The sequence below is a fragment of the Methylobacterium sp. Leaf113 genome, from assembly GCF_001423325.1.
GTDB lineage: Bacteria > Pseudomonadota > Alphaproteobacteria > Rhizobiales > Beijerinckiaceae > Methylobacterium.
The window spans coordinates 107890-128370 of the sequence record NZ_LMNJ01000006.1 but is presented as its reverse complement, the minus strand read 5'-3'; the positions used below and the strand labels follow the sequence as shown (position 1 = coordinate 128370).

The following is a 20481-nucleotide window of genomic DNA, read 5'->3' as shown; positions in this document are numbered from 1 at the left end:
ACCGTCGAGGTCGCCACCTCGGTGGTCTGGGCCGCGCCGCTCAGGGCCGCGAGCCCGCCCGTCTCGGCGAAGCGGTCGCGCCCGATCGACACGTAGGCGCCGCCCACGAAGGGCTCGAGGGAGGTCGGCTGGAGCGCAGGCGCCGGGGCCGCCGCCATCACGAACCGGTAGCCGATCTCGCCGAAGCCCTGCACGGCGGAGCCGCCGTAGCGGGCCGTGTCGCTGTCGGAGAAGCCCGCGAAGGTGACGCTCCGGCGCAGGCGGCTCGCCTGGTCGGCATAGACCGCGCCGAGGCGCAGGGCGAAGGGCCCACGCTCGAAGCCGCCATAGACGCCGCCCAAGCCGCTCTGGATCGTGCCGGAGGACAGGCGCCCGGCGCTGTCGAGGCTGGTGACGGTGTAGCCGCCGGTGCACCCGAGGCGGAAGCCGGTCTCGAGGCGGACATCGGCGCCGAGCACGAAGCCGGAGGTCTGGCGGGCGAGGGCGGCGGCGTTGCCGTCGCCGCGGGCCTGGCCGAAGCTGCCGAAGCCCTGGCCCCAGAGCCCGAACACCCGCGGGTCGAGCACCCGCATGGGCACCGGCACCACGGGGGCGGCCCGGCCCGGCAGGTCGGCGCTATAGGTCGCCGGCAGGGCGCCGTAATCCTCGGCCTCGTCCGCGCCCGGGGCCGGCCCCCAGCGCAGGCGGTCGAGGATGGCCTCGCGCACGAAGAAGGCGGTCTCGAACTGGGCGGCGGTGGCGCTGGCGTGGATGTCGCCGGTGAGCGCCCCGAAGGCGGCCCGGGCCTCGGGCGTGCTCAGGCCGACGGTGCGGCCGTAGAGGGCGCTGCCGGCCCCCGCCGCCTGGATGGCGTCGGCGACGCCGCCCTGGTTGCGGGTCTGGGCGATGGTGGAGAAGGCCACGTCGTTGCGGGTCAGGGTCAGGTCGACCGCGTTCGCGCCGTAGCCGAGGGTCGGCGTCAGGAAGGCGAAGTTGGCGCTGACCCCGGCGAACCGGCCCTGCACGCCGTTGGCGGCGGTCAGGACGGTGTAGCGGGTGCGCGGAGCGTAGGCGCCATCGGCCGCCAGCACCTGCACGGTGCCGCCCGCCAGCGTCGCGGTGCCGGCCACGGCGAGGCGGTCGGCCCGGCCGTCGGCGTCGGCCTCGACCCGGAGGGTCGTGCCGGCCGCGAAGGCGGCGTTGCCGGCGACGGTCAGGGTGCCGATGGAATTGCCCGGCGCCACCACGGCGCCGGCCTGAACCGCGAGGCCGCCGATCGTGCCGGTGCCGCCGAGAAGGCCGCCCGTGCCCACCGTGACGGTCCCCGCGATGGTGCCGTTGGCGTAGAGGGCCCCGGTCTGGCCGATGGTGACGTCGGTGGCGACGCGGTCGCTCGCGGCCATGGACAGCATGCCGACGACGTTCTGGAAGTAGCCGGCGGCGCTGTAGAGGTCGATGCGCGCCCAGTAGCTCAGTGGCATTCCGTAGAAGGCGCTGAGCGCGTTGGTCTCGGTATTGACGATGATCTGATTGATCGTGCTGTCCTGGAGCGAGCCATAGAGGCCGCCTTTGGGCGCGATCTGCGCAGCCGCGCTGCTGCTACCGCCATACAAAGGCGCAAGCAGAATGGCGGCATCCGGCCCGCCGGCAGGCGCGGCTTCGCGCGGCGCCTCGGCGAAGGTGAGTGTCGGCAAACCATAGGTCAGGCGCGACTGGTACAAGGCCTGATTGGCGGCGGACGGGAGATAGGGGTTGGCCCCCATGTTAGCCGCGCTCGTGGCGCAGGTCGCGACGGCGGCGCCGCAGCCGGCCGACAGGTAGCTCTGGAGTTCACCCTGGGCCTGGGTGAAGAGCGATGTCAGGTTGATTGCCGTGCCGGTGGTGGCGGCATTGTCGATATAGGCCGGATTGGTGAAGGCCTGCGCGAGATTGTAGGCCGAGAAGGCGCGGCTCCCGATGATGTCGAGCGGATAATGGACGCCGAGTACGATGCGGCTGTCACCGAACTCCGAGCCGCGCATGAGCATGCTCTGGTAGAGCGACGGCGTCAGCATGCCGAGCAAAATCGAATCGGTGATGCCGTAGTTGGTGTGGCCGCTCGGGAACGAAGGGTTGGTGGTCAGGCCGTTGATCGAGGTCGGATCGAACTGGTCGATACCTTTCGGACGGACCTGAACCGGGCGCGAACTTCCGTACACGTCCTGTCCGGCCTGCGTGTTGGTCACGCCGGCGGCGATATCGAGGACGCTCGTCGTCGTGTTGGGCAACCCGTTGAAGCGGGGCAGCGTGTAGCCGGCGGGCGCCACCGCCGGGATCGCAACATAGCCGGCTGGCGTCACGCTCGGGTTGGTGGCCGCACCGTTGGCAAAGTAGTTCTTCGCAACGCCAAGATCGGAGCTGGTGAACTTGTAGGCTCGGTTCAAGAAATCAAATGTCCGAGCCAGCGGTCCCGTCGTATCCGTGCTGGCGCGGATGCCCTGCTGATAGAGCGGACCCAGCACCGGGCCGTACCCGCCCACCGGCTGTATCGGGTGAATCGTGCCCGGCATTCCCGGATTACTCTGGATGGCTTGGAGCGGGAGGCCACCGGCCAGATTGTCGGCCGGTCCGAGCTTCACCACGGATCCGTCGACCAGGGTGATCGAGCCGAGGAAGGGGGCGGCGCCCGGCAGGGCCTTGCCGCTGATGGCCAGGGCGCGCTGGTCCGGCGTCGACCGGTTGTTGACGGCGATGGCTTGCGAGAGGTTGTCCTGCAATGTCGCCTGGCCGATCGCACTGGCATTCAGGGACAGGAACGGTGCGAGCAGGTTCACCACATTGGCATTGGACGGCGTGATATTGGCTGTCTGTGCCTGCGCCGAGGCTAGCCCCGTGGCCGCAAGCATGATGGCCGCACGCGAAACACTGTTTTGAAGTCGCATTATTCGCCCCCGCGAATCCGTTCATCGGATCGATGGTTTGAATAGCGAAAACTACATCTCCAACTTGTTCATAATGATGTCATATTTTAAGCTGATATCCGCCGTGCTGAATCAGCAACAACTTTGATATATCAACTACATTACGCGCGAGCAGATAATAATCCGCCTCTTTGTCTTGAAAAATCTGGGCCACGAGATTCAGGCGGCATCCTGTGCCCTGTCCTTGTCCGGAATGGCCAGATCGAGGGACCGACTTTCGCGGGAGACCTGCTCGACCGCGTCCCGGAGGGTCGCGAGCCCGGCTTCGGGCTGGAGTCCGAAGGTCGAGAGGTGCCGGCGATAGGCGCGCGCGCCCGGGCGGCCGTTGAACAGGCCGAGCATGTGCCGCGTCACCGCATGCAGGCGCGTGCCGTCCTGCAGGAATCCGGCGAGGATGGGCTCGAAGGCCGCGATCGCGGCGAACGGGTCGGCGGCCGGCGCGGCCTCGTCGAACAGGACCGGATCGACGTCGAGGAGGATCGCCGGATCGCTGTAGGCGGCCCGACCGATCATCACGCCGTCCACCTCCGCGAGATGGGACCGCGCGTCGGCGATGGTGGCGATGCCGCCATTGATGGCGATGGGCAGGGCGGGGTGGGCCCGCTTCAGCCGCGCCACCCGCGGATAGTCGAGGGGCGGCACGTCGCGATTTTCCTTGGGTGACAGGCCCTGGAGCCAGGCCTTGCGGGCATGCACCACGAGGCCGTCGACGCCGGCCGCGATCACCGCTTCCGCCAGGGCATCGAGGGCCTGCTCGGTGTCCTGGTCGTCGACGCCGATGCGGCACTTCACCGTAACCGGCACCGACACCGCCGCCTTCATGGCGGCGACGCACGCGGCCACCACGGCGGGCTCACGCATCAGGCAGGCGCCGAAGCGCCCGTCCTGAACCCGGTCGGACGGGCAGCCGACATTGAGGTTGACCTCGTCGTAGCCGAAGCCCTCGGCGATGCGGGCGGCATGCGCGAGGTCGGCCGGGTTCGATCCGCCGAGTTGCACCGCCACCGGATGCTCCATCGCGTCGAAACCGAGCAGCCGGTCGCGCGGGCCATGGATGACCGCCCCGGTGGTGACCATCTCGGTATAGAGGCGCGCCCGCCGCGACAGCGTGCGGTGAAAGGCCCGACAGTAACGGTCGGTCCAGTCCATCATGGGCGCGATGGAAAAGCGGAGGTCGCGGGCGATCATGAGCCGGACATAACCGTCCGCGCCCGGAGCTTCAACGCGGGGCCGGCCCGCTCAGTGGTCGTGCTTGCAGTCCGGCCCGTGCACATGGCCGGGGGCGCCGTGGTCGTGCGCATGGTCATGCACCGCATGGGAGTGGTCGTGCGCATGGTCATGCCCCGTATGGGAATGGCCGTGATCGTGATCGTGATGGGCATGATCGTGGTGTTCGTGCGCGTGGTGATCATGCGCATGATGATCATGGCCGCACTGGCTGTGGTCGTGGGCAGCGCGCTCGGGCTTGAAGGCGCGGGTCACCTGGGTGGCGGCGCAGCCTTGGCCGCGCACCAGTTCGGCAGCGCTGCGGGGCACGTAGAGCACGTCGGCCGCGATCTCGGCCGGGACATGGCTTCCGCCGAGCTGCCAGGCGAGGCGCAGGAGCCGGGCCGGGTTCTCGGCGCGGACTTCGAGGAGCGGCTCCCCCGCGGCCCGGATGGCGACGAGACGGCCGTCCTCCAGGCGCAGAGCATCGCCGTCCTCGAAGGCGGCCGCCTTGGCCAGCGCGAGGGTAAGGCTCAGGCCACCCTCCGCCGTCAGGCTCTCCGGCGGGGCCTGCCGGGCGGCGTGATCGAGCACGATCGTGTCGACGATCGCATCGGCGCGGACGGCGACCTTGCGGACGATGGCGGTGGCGCGCTGCATGATTTCCTCGCGTCGGAAGGGGTGGCCGGCACCGCCCCGATGGGTCCTGAAGGCCGCATCACTAGAGGGTTTTTTCACCAAACGGAAAGGCGGGCCGGAACCTTAGCCGTACGGGGTGCATTTCTGAGGTGGAATGCTTAAGCTCGGGCGGCACGAACATCACGGCCGAAGGCCGGGTCACGACGCACAAGGGAGTCTCGGAACCATGAAGAAGCTCATCGCTGCCACCTTCGCGGGCGCCCTCGCCCTCTCGCTCGGCGCCTGCAACACGCCGCAGGATCGCGCCCTTGGCGGCGCCGGCCTCGGCGCCCTCGCGGGTGCCGCCATCGGCGGAGCCGCCACCGGCCGCGCCGGTGGTGCGCTCGCGGGTGCGGCCATCGGCGGCGCCGGCGGCGCCATCGTGGGCGCCTCCACGGCTCCCCGCTGCCCCTACGGCACCTACCGCGACGCCTACGGCGACGTGTACTGCCGCTGAGACCCCAAAACCCGTACGGCCCTCAGGCCTGCGCCGGACCGCGAGGCTCCCTCTCCCCCGAGAGGGAGCCTTTTTCATGCGTCTGTCTCATGCCTCTGTCCGGGCCGCCATCCAGGCCAGCATGCCCTCGGCCGCCGCGCGGCCGGAGGCGAAGGCACCCTGGAGCAGGTATCCGCCCGTGGGCGCCTCCCAATCCAGCATCTCGCCGGCCACGAAGGTGCCGGGCCGCCGCGCCAGCATGAAGCGTGCGTCGAGTTCTCGACCATCCACACCGCCTGCCGTCGAGATCGCCCGGTCGAGCCCGCGCGGAGCCAGGAGGCGGATCGGCACCGCCTTGATCAGCGCCGCCAGCGCCTCGGCGGTGACGGGTAGCGGATGGGCGGCCTCGCGCAGGAGGCCGATGCCCACCGGCGGCAGGGCCGCATCCTTCCGCAGGCGGTTGGCGAGCGACAGCCCGGGCTTCGGATCGCGCAGGGATTTCGCCAGGGTGGCCGCAGCGAGATCGGGGCGCAGATCCAGGTGCATTACGGCGTCGCCCCGTTCCGTCGCCGCCCGGAGAATGCGCGAGAGGGCATAAATTGCCCCGCCCTCGATCCCGTCGGCGCTGATCACGGCCTCGCCGCGAACCGAAGTGCCGTCGATCGCGAGAGCGATGCGCTTGAGAGGCGTCCCGGCGAAGCGCTCGGCAAAGACCGGCGTCCAGGGCACGGTGAAGCCGACATTGGCGGGCTTCAGCGGCGCCACCGCGACGCCCTCGCCTTCGAGGAGCGGCACCCAGGTCCCGTCCGAGCCGAGGCGGGGCCAGCTCGCGCCTCCGAGCGCCAGGAGCACCGGGCGGTGGGCGGTCTCGATCCGGCCCTCCGGCGTCTCGAAGACCGGGCCGCCCGAGGCCGCCCAGCCGGTGAACCGGTGGCGGGTCCGAATGCGGACACCCAGGCCTTCGAGGCGTTGCAGCCAGGCGCGCAGCAGGGGCGAAGCCTTGAAGCGCTCCGGAAAGACGCGGCCGCTCGATCCGACGAAGGTCGGCTGGCCGAGGTCGTCGCACCAGCCGCGCAGGGCGTCCGGCGGGAATGCCGTGATGGCCCCGGCCAGGGTGCCGCCCTCCGGGTGGTAGCGCGCCAGGAAGGCCGGCAGCGCTTCGGAATGGGTCAGGTTGAGCCCGCCGCGCCCGGCGATGAGGAACTTGCGGCCGACGCTCGGCATGCGGTCGTACAGGGTCACGGCATGCCCGGCCTGCGCCAGCACCTCCGCTGCCGCAAGACCGGCCGGGCCGCCGCCGATCACGGCAGGGCCACGGGCCTTCGGATCGCAGGGCTGCGGTTCACACGTGTTCGGGCCGCTCCGTTCAATCTCAGTCATGCGTTCTGGGAAGCCGTCGCGCGGCACGCCTGTCAAGCGTAGCCGGTCTTCTCAAACGTAGCCGGTCTTCGCCCTTGATTCGCCATCGGGCGAGTCCCAACTGCGCCTCATCGGCTGCGGGCCCCTCTGGCGGGATGCTGCATGATGCATTCCGTGATGTCGGAGCCGATGCTTTCTCTCCTCAAGAAGCATCGACGGTCCTGCGTCATGGTTGATTTTCTGTATTACGACTGGCTCGGCAAGCCCGTATGGATGTGGCTTGGGTTCCACGCCCTCGTGGCCGGGCTGCTGGCCTTTGATCTCGGGCTCCTGCACCGCGACAAGAACCACGAAATCGGCGTGAAGGAGAGCCTGCTCCTGACGCTGTTCTACTTCACCCTCGGGATGATCTTCGGCGGGTGGGTCTGGTGGTTTCTCGGTCCGCAGGCCGGGCAGGAATACGTGGCCGGCCTCGTGGTCGAGAAGTCGCTGTCGATGGACAACGTCTTCGTGATCGCCGTCATCCTGACCGCGCTCGGCATCCCGCGCGCCGCCCAGCACCGGGTCCTGGTCTGGGGCATCCTGGCGGCCGTGCTGCTGCGCGGGTTGATGATCGGCCTCGGCGCGGCCCTCGTGCACCAGGCTGCCTGGGTGCTGTCGATCTTCGCCGCCTTCCTGATCTTCGCCGGCCTCAAGATGCTGTTCTCGAAGGACGAGGAGCCGGGCGACATCCGCGAGAACCGGGCCGTCCGGTTCCTGCAGCGGGTCCTGCGGATCACGCCCGAGCTGCACGGGCAGCACTTCTTCGTGCGCAAACCCGACCCGAAGACTGGCAAGACAGCCCTCTGGCTGACCCCGCTGGCCCTGGCGCTGATCCTGGTGAACGGCGCCGACGTGATCTTCGCCGTCGACAGCGTGCCGGCGATCTTCGCCATCACCACCGACACCTTCGTGGTCTACACCTCCAACATCTTCGCGATCCTGGGCCTGCGCGCGCTCTACTTCGCGCTTGCCGCGATGGTGGATCGCTTCGCCTATCTCAAGACGGCTTTGGCCTTCATCTTGATCTTCATCGGCGGAAAGATCGTGGTGGCCGATACCTTCGACCTCGTCCACGTGCCGCCGTGGGTCTCGCTCGCGGTGACCATCGTGTTCCTGGTGGCCGGCGTCAGCTACAGCCTCTGGCGCACCCGCGGCACCGTTGCGGAGGATATGCAGGCGCAGGGCGGCGAGGCGGCGCAGCACCGCGCGTGAGCGGCGACCTGTGCCTGGAGTTTCACGCCGGCTCTTCCCTCTCCCCGCAGAGGGGGAGGGTTGCGCATCCGGGTGCGCTACCGCCCCGGTAGGGCCGCGATCAGGTCCCGCAGCGTCGTGATCGTGGAGGCATCCGCCACGCCGTCGACGCGGGCCGGGCGGAAGTGGCGCTGGAACGCCGTCACCACCGCACCCATGCGCGCGTCGAAGGTGGCGCTCACCGGCAGGTCGTAGCCGTAGAGGGCGAACATCGCCTGCAGCGCCTCGATCGGCGGCCCCGCATCCCCCTGCGCGAAGAAGCGTCCGTCGCGGATCGGGGCCGGCGCCACCCAGTGGCCGATGCCGGCGCGGGCCAGGGTCTCCCACGGGAAATGCTCGCCCGGATCTTCCTTGCGCTCGGGCGCGACGTCGGAATGGGCAAGAATCCGGTGCGGGGCGAGGTTCCAGCGCTGGGTGAGATCGCGGCAGAGGGCGATCACCGCCTCGATCTGCGCCGGGGGATAAGCGGGCAGCCCGCCCGCATGGCCTCCGTTGACGATCTCGATGCCGAGCGAGCGCGAATTGATATCCGTGATTCCCCCCCAGGAGCCCTGGCCCGCATGCCAGGCCCGTCGCCCCTCGGGCACCATCTGCACCACGCGGCCGTCCTCCAGCACCACGTAATGGGCCGAGACCTCCGCCACCGGGTTGGCGAGGCGTTGCAGGGCGGCGGCCGCGCTGTCCATGCCGGTGTAGTGCAGGATCAGCAGGTCGATCGGGCCGGCCCGGCGCTCACCGTGGTTCGGCGAAGGGTGGACGCTGGTGGCGATGGGGCTCTCGGGGGTGGGTTTCATGGCAGGCCCCGCTCGGCGGTGATCCGGTCATAGGCGGCATTGATGGCCGCGAGCCGGCGGGTGGCGATGGCCACCGCCTCCGGCGGCAGGCCGCGGGCGATGGCGCGGTCCGGGTGGTTCTCCACCACCAGGGCGCGGTGCGCCGCCTTCAGGGCGGCATCGTCGACGTCGTGATCGAGACCCAGCACCAGGTAGGGGTCGTCGGACAGGCGCACATGCCGGGCGGCGATGCGCCGGAACGCGGCCTCGTCGTAGCCGAAGGTCTCCGCCACCGCGCGCAGGTAGCGCTCCTCCGCCTCGTGGATGGCGCCGTCCGCCTTGGCGATGTGAAACAGGCCGTCGAGCACGTCCTCCAGCAGGGCCGGCTCGTCACGGAAGGTGGTGGCCAGCTGGCGGGCATAGGCCTCGAAGCCGTTCGAAGTCCCCTTGGCGAGATCGAACAGGCGCTGCACGCCGGGCCGGGCCCGCTCGTCCACCTGCACCACCTTGGCGAAGGCCTCGACCTCGGCCGGCGTCACCACGCCGTCGGACTTCGCCATCTTGGCGGCGAGCGCCACCAGGCCCGTGGTGAACACCACGTCGCGGGGCGTGGTGCCGAACAGCGCGCCCTCGCGGTCGACCAGGAAGTGCCCGGCGACCCCGCCGACGAGGCCGCCGAGGGGGCCGCCGATGGCGAGGCCGATTCCGGTGCCGCCGAGCTTGCCCCAGATCCCAAGGCTCATCGGATGGCCTCGCGGGGGCTGGGATGGATGCTGGAACGGGCAAGCGGCATGAGGGGGATCGACAAGGGCAGAATCGATATCGGCGCGAAACGAAGCGCGTCCTTACACCGGACGGCTTCGGTTCGGCGATAGGCGAGAGGCGCCTCAGCGTCGGGCGCAGAGGCCGACGAGACCCTGGCTCTCGCTGGGGCAGGCGGCACTCAAGGTTCCGTCGGCGCCCGCCGTCACGATGGCGCTGCCGCCCTTCAAGCAGAGTGCCGAAGCCAGGATCTCGGTGCCCTCGCAGGTGATCGCGCAGCCCGTCGCCGGGCAGGTGTCCTGGCGCACGACCCGGAACGGGGAAGCGGGTGCGGCGGCCGCGAGGGCGGCCTGACCGGCTTCGCCCTTCGGACCCGCCGGGCCGCGCTCGCCAGCCGATCCCTTCTGGCCCGGTTCGCCCTTCGCGCCCGGTTCGCCCTTCGGACCCGCCTCTCCCTTAAGGCCGGCCTCGCCCTTGGGTCCCGCCTCACCCTTGGGTCCCGCCTCACCCTTGTGACCGGTCTCGCCCTTCGCACCGGTCTCGCCCTTGGCGCCCGGTTCGCCCTTCGGCCCCTGGGGACCGGGCAGTCCGGCGACACCCTGCGGTCCGGCGGGGCCGGTCTCGCCCTTGTCGCCCGTGTCACCCTTCTGCCCCGTCTCGCCCTTCGGGCCGGGCTGGCCGGCCGGGCCGCAATTGGCGATCACCGCCTCGCGCTCGTCCTCGCCCGCCTTCAGGGTAGCGATGCAGTTGGTGGGCACGTAGGGCAGGCGGAACACGAACCGGCCCCGGCTGTCGGCGATGATCGAGATGTCTTCGTCGAGCACCACCACGGTGCCCGGCTTGCGCACGCTGCCGGAGATGCGCAGGTCCCCGTTCTCGAAACGGGCATCGTAGACCTGGATCGGCTGCGACACGGCCTGGGGCCGGCGCGTTCTGGCCGCCTCGCTCCTGGGCTGGGCCGCCGTCTGCGCGGCAGCGGGCAGGCCGCCCGCGACGGTGATCAGGCCCGACAGGATCACGAGGGCACGAGCGAGACGCATGGAGTTCTCCCGGCTGATCCGCGTCTTCTGCGCGGCAGGTGAGGAGTGCTGCCCTGCCCTCGCCACAGGGTCAAGCGTGGCGGATCGGCCGGCCCGGAGACCGCCATCCACAGGCATCCACAGCCGTCCACAGGCCAAGTCCCTGAGCACGAGCGAAATTCTGAATCCCCCCGGAAACCGATTGAGTGCGTTCCTGTTTTGTTCTTAGCGTAGCGGGATGGAACGGAGCCGATGAGACAGAGCCCTGAAGACCCTCCCGACGCGGAGACCGAGACGTCATCGGCGAATGCGCCAGATTCGGACGCCTCGAGCCCGGATGCTTCGGGTCCGGATGTTTTGAGTTCGAGTGTACCCCTGGATCTGGCGCCCCTGGATCTGGCCGCCCTGCGCGCCCTCGTGGCCGATCGCGGGGGTACGTCCGTCCTCCGGGGGGCCTTGCCTCTCGGCATCCACGACGTCGATACACGCCTCGCCCAGGGCGGCCTCGCCCTTGGGCAGTTGCACGAGATCGCCCCGGCGCAGGCGGGCGACGAACCGGCGGCGCTGGGCTTCGCCCTCGCGCTGGTGGCGCGCCACCTCGCCCGGGTGCGCGGCGAGGCCCTGCTGGTGGTGGGCCGGGGGCACCCCCTTCCCTACGGGCATGGGCTGGCCGGGCTCGGCCTCGATCCCGGCCGCCTGCTGCTGTTCGACGTGGCGAGCGACGGCGACGCCTACCGGGCGCTCGAGGAATCCCTGCGCGCGCAGGGGTTGGCGGCGGTGGCGGGCCTCATCGATGCCGCCTTGCCTCTCGCCCAGAGCCGCCGGCTCCATCTCGCGGCGGCCCGCACCGACCTGCTGCTCCTCGTGCTGAGGCCACCGGAGGCGGACAGCCCCAACGTGGCGGCGACGCGCTGGCGGGTCGCCGCCGGCAAGGCCCTGCGCGACCGCTTCGGCTGCATCGAGCGGCCGTGCTGGCAGGTGACGCTCGACCGGAGCCGCAACGGACGGACCGGACATTGGCTTCTGGAGTGGGATCATGCCGCGCATCGTTTCGGTCTGGCTGGAGCATTGGCCGATCACGCGGCTGAGGCGGGCCCAGGCGGCATCCTCGGCGAACGACGCGCCCAGCGCTCGGGCTGATGGCGGCCCAAATGAAGGTGGCCCTGGCGAAGGCGGGACCGGCGAAGGCGGCCCGATGGTCGTGGCCGCCATGGAGGCCAACGGCTTGCGCCTGGTGGCGGTGGACGCGGCCGCCCGCGCGCTCGGCCTCGCGCCCGGCGAAACCCTGGCCCGGGCCCGCGCCCGGATCGGGACGCCGGTCGCCGTCCATCCGGCCGATCCGGAGGCCGATGCCGCCGCGCTGCACCGCCTGTGCCTCTGGGCCAAGCGCTACACGCCCGTCGTCGCCCCCTACGGCCCGGCGGAGGGCGGCGACGGGTTCTTCCTCGACATCGCGGGGGCGAGCCACCTGTTCGGCGGCGAAGCCGCGCTGATGGACGACCTCGCCCGGCGTTTGTCGACGCGCGACATCGCGGCCCGCATCGCGCTCGCCGATACGCCGGCCTGCGCCTTCGCCCTGGCGCGCCATGGCGGAGGCGGATTCGTGGCTCCGGGCTGCAACGCGGAGGCCCTGCACGCCCTGCCCGTCTCGGCCCTGCGCCTCGATGCGGCCATGGCGCAGGCGTTGGCCCGCCTCGGCCTGCGCCGGATCGGCGACCTCGCCACGGCGCCCCGGGCACCGCTGGCCCGACGCTTCGGCGAAACCCTGCTGCTGCGCCTCGATCAGGCCCTCGGACACCGGCCCGACCCCCTGGTCACCGCCGAGGACCCCCGGGAATTCCAGGCGGTGCGCGGCTTCCTCGAACCGATCGGGCAGCCGGAGACCATCGTGGCCACCGCCATGGGTCTGATGGAGCGCATCGGGGCCCGGCTGGAGGCGGCCGGCCTCGGTGCCCGGGCCGTGCGCCTGACCCTGACCCGCGTCGATGGAATCCTGCGCACCCTCGATCTCGGCCTGAGCCTGCCGACACGCTGCCCGAGCCAGATCGGACGCCTGCTCGCCCTGCGCCTCGACCGCCTCGGCCCGGCCCTCGATGCCGGGTTCGGCTTCGAGACCGTCAGTCTCGACGTCACCGCCACGGGCACGATCACGGCACGCCAGGCGACGCTGATGGAGGCCTCCGGCGGGTGTGAAGGCGCCGAGCATCTGGGCGATGCCCTGCGCCAGCGCCTCGGCCGGCGGATGATGCGGCTCGGGTTTCGCCAGACCCATCTGCCCGAGCAGGCCGAGGCCGCGGAGCCGTGGCGCGCCAGCCTCCCCGCGCAGGCGGACCGGCCCGATCCGGGAGCCCGCGCGCGCCTGCCGCCGCGCCCGCTGGTGCTGCTCAGCCGGGGCGAGGCGGCCGAGGACGTCATCGCGCTGGCTCCCGACGGGCCGCCGCACCGCTTCCGCTGGCGCCGCCGGGTCCATCGCATCGCCCATGCGGACGGCCCGGAGCGCATCGCCGACGAGTGGTGGCATGCCCCCGGCCCGACGCGCGATTACTACGTGGTGGAGGACGAGGCCGGCCGCCGCCTCTGGGTCTATCGCGAAGAAGTTCCGGCGATACCGGCGCCGGCGCGCTGGTTCGTGCACGGGCTGTTCGCCTGAGATGACAGATGGCGGAGAAGCCCCGTGATGCAATTACAGACTGCATGACGGGCGCGGGCGATGATTCTCCCGACGATCGGAATCGGGAGCCGCTGGAATGACCCTCACCACCTTGGGGCGAATCGGAACCCGCTGCATCGCTTACGCGATGCTGATGGCCGCCTCCGGTCCGCCCTCCGACGCGGCTCCAGCCGATCGCGACCGGGCAGCCTTCATCAAAGCCCGTCGCTGCGCCGTCATCGAGCGGGTGCGCAGTATCCACCGGCTTGGCCCGCGCTCAACCTCTCGGGATCGGTTCCTCGTCGTCAGCGATGCCCGAGTGGACCAGAGCTACGTGCAATGCATGTTCTTCAATGCATGTTCTTCGATGAGGACACGAAGATGTTCTGCGAAGCTTCGTCCGGTGCTTATGGCCCTCAATCAGCGACACTGCGCTTCGAGCTCTCGCACGCTTCGGACGCGGCTCTGCGGCAGTTGGGATTTACCCAAACCGATCAGACGAAAAACCACACCCGGGAGATCACGCTCGGGACACCACCGGACTATGACATCGCAGCCAAGCTCATGCTCGGTGCGCTTTACGATGCCTACGGCGTAGGGATGGAGACCCAGCTCGCGTTCAAGGCACCGATGGCGATCCTTCCTTTTCGTGCCTGCCCCGGACCCGTCAGACGCCCCTGACCGATCCGGGGAGGAAGGGACTACTCCGCCGCGTCGACGTAGAGCTTGCCGCCCTCGGCCTGGAACTCGGCCGACTTCGCCGCCATGCCCGCCTCGCGCTCGGCCTGGCTCATGGCCGTCGCCTCGCCCAGAACCTGGCCGGCCGCCTCCATCGCCAGCACCTCGGCGCGCAGGTCCTGCGTGATCTTCATCGAGCAGAACTTCGGACCGCACATCGAGCAGAAATGCGCGACCTTGTGGGCGTCCTTCGGCAGGGTCTCGTCGTGATAGGCGCGGGCGGTGTCGGGATCGAGGGAGAGGTTGAACTGGTCCTCCCAGCGGAAGTCGAACCGGGCGCGCGAGAGAGCGTCGTCGCGCAGCTGCGCCGCCGGGTGGCCCTTGGCGAGGTCTGCCGCATGGGCCGCGATCTTGTAGGTGATCACGCCTTCCTTGACGTCGTCGCGGTTGGGCAGGCCGAGATGCTCCTTCGGGGTGACGTAGCAGAGCATGGCGCAGCCGAACCAGCCGATCATGGCGGCGCCGATGCCCGACGTGATGTGGTCGTAGCCGGGGGCGATGTCGGTGGTCAGCGGGCCGAGGGTGTAGAACGGCGCCTCGCCGCACTCCACCAGCTGCTTTTCCATGTTCACCTTGATCTTGTGCATCGGCACGTGGCCGGGGCCCTCGATCATGGTCTGGCAGCCCTTGTCCCAGGCGATCTTGGTGAGTTCGCCCAGAGTCTCGAGTTCGGCGAACTGCGCCGCGTCGTTGGCATCCGCGATGGAGCCGGGGCGCAGGCCGTCGCCCAGCGAGAACGAGACGTCGTAGGCCCGCATGATGTCGCAGATCTCGTCGAAGCGCTCGTAGAGGAACGATTCGCGGTGCCTGGCAAGGCACCAACGCGCCATGATCGAGCCGCCGCGGCTGACAATGCCGGTGACCCGGCGCGCGGTGAGGGGCACGTGCGCGAGGCGGACGCCCGCATGGATGGTGAAGTAGTCGATGCCCTGCTCGGCCTGCTCGATGAGGGTGTCCTTGAAGACTTCCCAGTCGAGCTTCAGCGGATCGCCGCCGACCTTCTCCAGAGCCTGGTAGATCGGCACCGTGCCGATCGGAACCGGCGAGTTGCGCACGATCCACGAACGGATGTTGTGGATGTTGCGCCCGGTGGAGAGGTCCATCACCGTGTCGGCGCCCCAGCGGGTCGCCCAGACCAGCTTCTCGACCTCCTCGGCCGCAGACGAGGTCACGGCCGAATTGCCGATGTTGGCGTTGATCTTGACCAGGAAGTTGCGGCCGATCGCCATCGGCTCAACCTCGGGGTGGTTGATGTTGGCCGGGATGATGGCGCGGCCGCGAGCCACCTCGTCGCGCACGAATTCGGGCGTGATGAAGGCCGGCAGGGCGGCGCCGAAGCTGTTGCCGTCGCTGAGCGCCGCCTGGGCGCCCTCCAGCATCGTCTCGCGCGCCAGGTTCTCGCGGTGCGCGACGTAGATCATCTCCTCGGTGATGATCCCGGCGCGGGCGAACTCGTACTGCGTCACCATCTGGCCCGGTGCGGCCTTGCGGATCTCGCGGGTGGCCGGACACGGGGCCACGAGCTTGTCCTCGGGCACGAAGCCGTTGTCCTCGGGCTTGACCGCGCGCGGGGTCACGGTGGCGTAGCCACGCCGAGCGATCCAGGGCTCGCGCACCAGTGGCAGGCCGGCGCTGAGGTCGATCCCCGCATCGGTCTCCGTGTAGGGGCCCGACGGGTCGTAGACCCGCACCGGCGCTTCCTTCGGATCGCTCAGGGTGATCTCGCGGAACGGCACCCGGATGTCGTCATGCCCGGCCACCGCCGCATAGACCTTGCGCGAGCCCATGATCGGGCCGGTGGTCACCGCGGGCGCCTGGCCCTGCGGCAGATCTTTCGGGAGAACGGGTGCATTCATCGGGGTCGCTCCTGGCGTGGGAGACGATCCGGACTCGCGAACGGCGGTTTGGATGGGACGACGCCTGAACCCACGCGCCGCTTCTGATAATTCCCGTCCCTCCGCCGGTACGAACCGGATCAGGTTCAAGGGTCAGGGCGACGCGCCCAATCTCAGCCCCCGCACTCGGGGCCCCCCTCGGAATGGTTCCAGATTCAAGGTCGGCGTCGCGTTTGTCAATCGTTGCCCTGACAAACCGACGCGGAATGTCGTCCAAGACGAACTTCGTCGCTCAGTCCCGCGTTTACTGATCAGACGTCCGGTCTCTACGATCGGCATGCCACCATAGGATTTCTCCCATGAAGCGCATTCTTCTGGCCTCGGCCGCCCTGGTCGGTGCCCTCTCGATGATTCCCGTGACCGCCGACGCGCGTCCGGGCGGCGGCGGGTTCCGGGGTGGCGGCGGCGGCTTCCACGGCGGCGGAATCGGTGGCGGCGGATTCGGCGGTCGCGGCGGATTCGCGGGCGGCGGCTTCCGCGGTGGCAACTTCGGTGGCGGCGGCTTCCGCGGCGGCTTGGCCCAGGGTGGCTTCAACCGCGGCGGCTTCAACCGGGGTGGTGTGATCGGTGCGGGGGCTGGTCTCGGCGCCGGAGCGGGTTTCGCCGCCAATAACGGCTTCCGGGGCGGCTTCAATCGCGCGGGCTTCGCCGGACACCGGGGCGGCTTCGCGGGACACCGGGGCGGCTTCGATCGGGGCCACTTCGCCGGCCGCGGCTACGGCCACGGGTATCGTCGCGGCTACGGCGGAATCGGCCTCGGGCTCGGCCTGGGTCTTGCCGGCGCAGGCATCGGCTACGGCCTCGGCAGCGCCTATGGCGGCTATTACGGCGACGATTACTACGCGGGGGGCTACGCGCCGGCCTATTACGGCGGTGGCTATGCGCCCTACGGCGGCGCCTACGCCCCGGCCGGCTACGCGGAAACCACGGAAGTCGCGCCTGCCGGCAACGATGTCGCCTACTGCGTCCAGCGCTTCCGCTCCTACGATCGCCGGAGCGGGACCTATCTGGGCAATGACGGCCAGCGCCACGCCTGCCCGTAAGATCCGAGCCAAGCACGAATCCCCCGATACCCGCGAGGGCCCTGCCGAAAGGCGGGGCCTTCGTGCGTCGAGGAACCCGGGATCCGACTCTGGTCTGCCCTCAGCCGCCCTGCAGGCTCTCGGCGAAATCGTCCGGGATCTCGCCGAAGCTGCCCAGGATGGTGGCGCTTTCCAGTTCGCCCGTCTCGTCGTCGGCCACGACCTTGATCGCCGCCGTGCCGGGGAAGCGGCCGGCCATCGCCTCGGCCTTCTTCAGGGCGCCGCTCTCCGTCACGACCACCTCCCGGTCGCCCGGCGAGAGCCGCTTGCGCTTGATCACGAAGGTCTGGACCAGGAACGTCGTCTTGAGGGCCATCTTGGGTCTCCACCGGCTCCGCGGCGGAGCGAGCCGGGTCCGGGTGCGGAGCGCACCTAGCACGAAAGCCGCGCGATCCTCACGCGCCACGGACGCACGCCCCGACCGATCGCCGCCCGCGATCACCAGAGGCGTACGAGCCTGTAGCCGGTGATGACGTCGGCAAGATCGATGCCGAGGCCGGCGGTCAGCCGCAGGCTCGCGCGAAAAAGCGGGCGGGTGAAGGCGCCGGAGACCAGGAAGATGCCGAGCAGCACGAGGCTCGAATGCCGGGCCATCAGATCCGCCCAGGTCCATATGCCGGACGGGCGTGAGGCGGCCGTCCCGGGCCGGGCCGTTGCAGGGCCTGAGATCCAGGGGCGGACGATGTCGTAACCGTCGAGGCCCGGCACGGGCATCAGGCCGAGGATCAGGGCAGTGCCCTGGAACAGCACCGAGACGGCCAGGGCCGCCCGCAGGGTCTCCGCCGCGGGACTGGCCAGGGCATACAGGACCACGAGCGCGACCAGGAAGGCGAGGCTCATCGCCGGGCCGGCCGCGGCGATCATCGACCGGCGCGCCGGACTCGAAACGCCCTCGGGGGACGCGCCGACCCCGCCCGGAAAGCCGAGCCCGCCCAGGATCGTGAACACGGTCGGCAACAGCATCGTCGCCAGCGGATTCGGCGCGCGCAGCGGATCGAGGCTGAGGCTCCCGGCCGCGGGCAGGCCGCAGAGGCGGGCGGCCTCGGCATGGCCGAATTCGTGCAGGCAGAGCCCCAGCACCCACCCGGCCATCAGGAACACGAAGGCGGCGCCCGAGCCTTCCATCAGGTCGGCTCCGATCCCGAAGCCCAACCCGCTGAAGATCAGTCCGACCAGCAGCACGTTCGTGCTCATGCCGATCCGCCCCTGTCCCCGCACGCGCCCTGCCATGCCCATCAATCCGCGCGGCACTCGACCCTGACCGCCGATGCGGATCGCGGGCGGGCCGCACCGCGATGAGCGCGCAGGACCATGCGGGAGGTGGGGGACGGATCGGGGGCTTTCACGCGACGCAACATCGCTGGTGACACGCCAAAGTCCAGTCCCTACCTGCGTGGAAGCTTGGGATTTTCCGGCCCCGCCGCCGGGACACTGCCGATCGTCGGCACCAGGACCTTGTTCCCACCAAGACCTCGTCGGCACCAAGACCTCGTCGGCACCAACACCTCGTCGAGTCCAATCCCCCGACGGGTCTGATCAGGAGAACACCGTGGGACGACGCGCCCGGCTCTGGCGAGAGGACGACCCGACCACGCACGGCTCCCAGGCGAAGCCGGCGGTCATCTGCCCGCTTTGCGAGCGCGCAATCCCGCCGCACGCCAAGTCGAGCCTGCACCATCTCACCCCGAAGCTGAAGGGCGGCGCGCGAGCCGGCACGGTACGGCTGCACCAAATCTGCCACTCGGCGATCCATGCCCGCTTCAGCGAGGCCGAGATCGCCCGCCGCCTCGCCGACGTCGACGCCTTGCGGGCCGCCCCCGAGATGGCGGAGTTCCTGGCCTGGGTCCGCACCAAGCCCGACGATTTCCACGCCGCGACGCGGATGACCCGCGGGCGCCGGAGCGCCAAGCGCGACCCGCACTGACCGGGACAATCGCCACCGGCTCCTTAACCCCACATTCGGCATGATCCCGGCGCGTTCGGCCGCGTATCCGCCTCCTTAAGGGTCTGCGCCGAAACTGCCCCCCCGGTGGGCAGGGGCGGGATCATGACGGTGGTCGGAGCGGAGCGGCATGCGGGGGTGTCCGCGAAGGAGAGCCACCGGCTCGCCTGGGTGGATGTCGCCAAGGGCCTCTGCATCATCCTCGTGGTGATGATGCATTCGACCCTCGGCACCGGCATCGCGATGGAGGGCGAGGGTTTCCTCCACATTGTGGTGGCCTTCGCGCGCCCGTTCCGAATCCCGGATTTCTTCCTGCTGTCGGGCCTGTTTCTCGGTCGGGTCATCGACCGTGACTGGCGCCTCTTCCTCGACCGGCGCCTCGTGCACTTCGTCTATTTCTACCTCCTCTGGGTGCTGATCCAGTCGGCGGTGAAGTACGGCCAGATCGTCGACGGGGCCGGCCCGGGCGCCTTCGTCGCCCATCTCGCCCAGTCCCTGATCGAGCCCTATTCCACCCTGTGGTTCATCTACCTGCTGGCATTGTTCTCAGTGCTGACCAAGGCCCTTCGGCAGGTGCCCCTGCCGTGGCTCCTCGGCGGCGCGGCTCTGCTGCAGGTGCTGCCGATCCACACCGGGGCGGAGCTCGTCGATGAATTCTGCGACCGCTACGTCTGGTTCCTGGTGGGCTACCTCTTCGCCGAGCGCATCTTCACCTTCGCCGATCTGGTGCAGCGCCACGCCCGCACCGCCCTGATCGGGCTGGCCCTGTGGGCCGTGGTCAACGCCGCCCTGGTCTTCGTCCCGACCGGGTTCCGGGCGGTTCCGGTCCTGGCCGCCCTGCCGGGGCTCGCCCTGATCCTCAGCGGCGCGGGCGCCCTCGCCGTCGTCGCCATCGGCGCCCTGCTGTCCCGCACGGGCGGACCGGTGACAGCGGCCCTGCGGGCCTGCGGCCAGCGTTCGATCGTGATCTACCTGGCGTTCTTCCTGCCGATGGCGTTGACCCGAACGCTGATCGTGAAATCCGGGGTGATCGCCGATATCGGGCTCGCGAGCCTCGTCGTCACCGTGGTGGCGATCCTGGTCCCGCTGGCCTTCGAGCGGCTCGTCCGCCACACGCGCCTGTCGTTCCTGTTCGTGCGGCCCCGGGCATTCCACATCGTCGGCGAACGGACGCGGCCGGAGGTGGCATCGCTCCGGGCAGTCTGATCCGTCGCGTCGGTAAGGCGCCTGCCAGGCCCCCGGGGCAAGCCGGTCGCGGAACGATCCGGACTCCGCCTCGTTCCCGTCACGGCAGCCGCGGCGGAGAACCGAGGCCGCACCGATCAAGGATTGACGACCGGAGGCCCGGATGGCGACGCGACGTCCTGCACCGCCGACGCCCGGCAAGCCGCCGAGACAGGCGTGCGCCGTCCTGTCGCGGCGACGGGCGCTGGCCGTCCTTTCCCTCGCGGGCCTGATCTCCAGGCTCGCACTCCCGGCACCTGCGGCGGCGCAGTACATGGCCCTGACGGCTCCCGCCCCGACACCATCGCAACTCCCGGTACCGCAACCTGCGAGACCAGTCCCGCCGGTGGCCCGCGCGGCCGAGCACGCCTTCAACGGAAGCCTGCCGAACCAGCACACCGGCCCCAGCCGCCAGCGCGTGGTGCGCGACATCTGCATCGGCTGCGACCGCTGACCGGCCAAGCCGGCAGGCTACAGGCCAAGCT

The 20481-nt window shown here is 70.1% G+C and carries 19 protein-coding genes and 1 riboswitch; of the genes, 9 read left to right on the top strand and 10 right to left on the bottom strand.

What is annotated here, in order from left to right:
* The 3 genes from ASF60_RS06640 to ASF60_RS06630 form a co-directional block, all read right to left on the bottom strand.
* On the bottom strand, positions 1-2864 hold a 2864-nt coding region (locus ASF60_RS06640; RefSeq protein ID WP_056182257.1), incomplete at its 3' end, for an autotransporter family protein.
* 234 nt (positions 2865-3098) lie between these two features.
* A complete protein-coding gene (gene dusA, locus ASF60_RS06635; protein ID WP_082507793.1) occupies positions 3099-4127 on the bottom strand; it encodes a tRNA dihydrouridine(20/20a) synthase DusA in 1029 nt (342 codons plus the stop codon).
* Between the two features lie 51 nt (positions 4128-4178).
* Positions 4179-4805, bottom strand: a complete 627-nt coding sequence (locus ASF60_RS06630) for an urease accessory protein UreE (RefSeq protein ID WP_056182254.1) — start codon at positions 4803-4805, stop codon at positions 4179-4181.
* A gap of 205 nt (positions 4806-5010) precedes the next feature.
* On the opposite strand from ASF60_RS06630, the gene ASF60_RS06625 reads away from it, so the two are divergent.
* Positions 5011-5280 (top strand): hypothetical protein, encoded by a 270-nt coding sequence (locus ASF60_RS06625; RefSeq protein ID WP_056182251.1) that lies wholly within the window; start codon positions 5011-5013, stop codon positions 5278-5280.
* Positions 5281-5367: 87 nt separating this feature from the next.
* Here ASF60_RS06625 and ASF60_RS06620 read toward each other — a convergent pair whose 3' ends face one another.
* Positions 5368-6639, bottom strand: coding sequence for an NAD(P)/FAD-dependent oxidoreductase (locus tag ASF60_RS06620; protein ID WP_056182248.1), 1272 nt, complete (start codon positions 6637-6639; stop codon positions 5368-5370).
* Positions 6640-6846: 207 nt separating this feature from the next.
* Between ASF60_RS06620 and ASF60_RS06615 the strand changes: the two genes are divergently transcribed.
* Entirely contained in the window at positions 6847-7872 is a 1026-nt protein-coding gene (locus ASF60_RS06615) for a TerC family protein (protein ID WP_056182322.1), read from the top strand.
* Positions 7873-7949: 77 nt separating this feature from the next.
* Here the strand turns inward: ASF60_RS06615 and ASF60_RS06610 are convergent, their stop codons facing one another.
* The 3 genes from ASF60_RS06610 to ASF60_RS06600 form a co-directional block, all read right to left on the bottom strand.
* Positions 7950-8705 (bottom strand): N-acetylmuramoyl-L-alanine amidase, encoded by a 756-nt coding sequence (locus ASF60_RS06610; protein WP_056182245.1) that lies wholly within the window; start codon positions 8703-8705, stop codon positions 7950-7952.
* Entirely contained in the window at positions 8702-9427 is a 726-nt protein-coding gene (locus ASF60_RS06605) for a TerB family tellurite resistance protein (protein WP_056182243.1), read from the bottom strand. The genes ASF60_RS06610 and ASF60_RS06605 overlap by 4 nt, the downstream gene beginning before the upstream one ends.
* 144 nt (positions 9428-9571) lie before the next feature.
* Positions 9572-10486 (bottom strand): collagen-like protein, encoded by a 915-nt coding sequence (locus ASF60_RS06600; protein ID WP_056182241.1) that lies wholly within the window; start codon positions 10484-10486, stop codon positions 9572-9574.
* 336 nt (positions 10487-10822) lie between these two features.
* On the opposite strand from ASF60_RS06600, the gene ASF60_RS06595 reads away from it, so the two are divergent.
* The 3 genes from ASF60_RS06595 (at position 10823) to ASF60_RS06585 (ending at position 13796) form a co-directional block, all read left to right on the top strand.
* Positions 10823-11605, top strand: coding sequence for an ImuA family protein (locus ASF60_RS06595; protein WP_244476950.1), 783 nt, complete (start codon positions 10823-10825; stop codon positions 11603-11605).
* Between the two features lie 55 nt (positions 11606-11660).
* On the top strand, positions 11661-13115 hold the full coding sequence (locus ASF60_RS06590) for a Y-family DNA polymerase (protein WP_056182236.1): 1455 nt from the start codon (positions 11661-11663) through the stop codon (positions 13113-13115).
* Between the two features lie 357 nt (positions 13116-13472).
* Positions 13473-13796 carry a TY-Chap domain-containing protein gene (locus tag ASF60_RS06585; protein WP_056182234.1) on the top strand — a complete coding sequence of 108 codons (324 nt, stop codon included), beginning with the start codon at positions 13473-13475 and terminating at the stop codon, positions 13794-13796.
* Between the two features lie 20 nt (positions 13797-13816).
* Here the strand turns inward: ASF60_RS06585 and thiC are convergent, their stop codons facing one another.
* Positions 13817-15709, bottom strand: coding sequence for a phosphomethylpyrimidine synthase ThiC (gene thiC, locus ASF60_RS06580; protein ID WP_056182231.1), 1893 nt, complete (start codon positions 15707-15709; stop codon positions 13817-13819).
* Between the two features lie 79 nt (positions 15710-15788).
* Positions 15789-15897: riboswitch (TPP riboswitch) on the bottom strand.
* 150 nt (positions 15898-16047) lie between these two features.
* Here thiC and ASF60_RS06575 point away from each other — a divergent pair.
* Entirely contained in the window at positions 16048-16791 is a 744-nt protein-coding gene (locus ASF60_RS06575) for a BA14K family protein (RefSeq protein WP_082507792.1), read from the top strand.
* A 100-nt stretch (positions 16792-16891) separates the two neighbouring features.
* On the opposite strand, the gene ASF60_RS06570 is transcribed toward ASF60_RS06575, so the two are convergent.
* Entirely contained in the window at positions 16892-17146 is a 255-nt protein-coding gene (locus ASF60_RS06570) for a hypothetical protein (RefSeq protein WP_056182229.1), read from the bottom strand.
* A gap of 122 nt (positions 17147-17268) precedes the next feature.
* Positions 17269-18024, bottom strand: coding sequence for a hypothetical protein (locus ASF60_RS06565; protein ID WP_056182226.1), 756 nt, complete (start codon positions 18022-18024; stop codon positions 17269-17271).
* Between the two features lie 355 nt (positions 18025-18379).
* Between ASF60_RS06565 and ASF60_RS06560 the strand changes: the two genes are divergently transcribed.
* The 3 genes from ASF60_RS06560 to ASF60_RS24290 all read left to right on the top strand — a co-directional run bounded on the left by ASF60_RS06560 (position 18380) and on the right by ASF60_RS24290 (position 20450).
* Entirely contained in the window at positions 18380-18754 is a 375-nt protein-coding gene (locus tag ASF60_RS06560; RefSeq protein ID WP_056182222.1) for a hypothetical protein, read from the top strand.
* Between the two features lie 123 nt (positions 18755-18877).
* Complete coding sequence (locus ASF60_RS06555) at positions 18878-19978, top strand: acyltransferase family protein (protein WP_056182219.1); 1101 nt, start codon at positions 18878-18880, stop codon at positions 19976-19978.
* A 142-nt stretch (positions 19979-20120) separates the two neighbouring features.
* Positions 20121-20450 carry a hypothetical protein gene (locus tag ASF60_RS24290; protein WP_156633912.1) on the top strand — a complete coding sequence of 110 codons (330 nt, stop codon included), beginning with the start codon at positions 20121-20123 and terminating at the stop codon, positions 20448-20450.
* Positions 20451-20481: the final 31 nt, after the last annotated feature.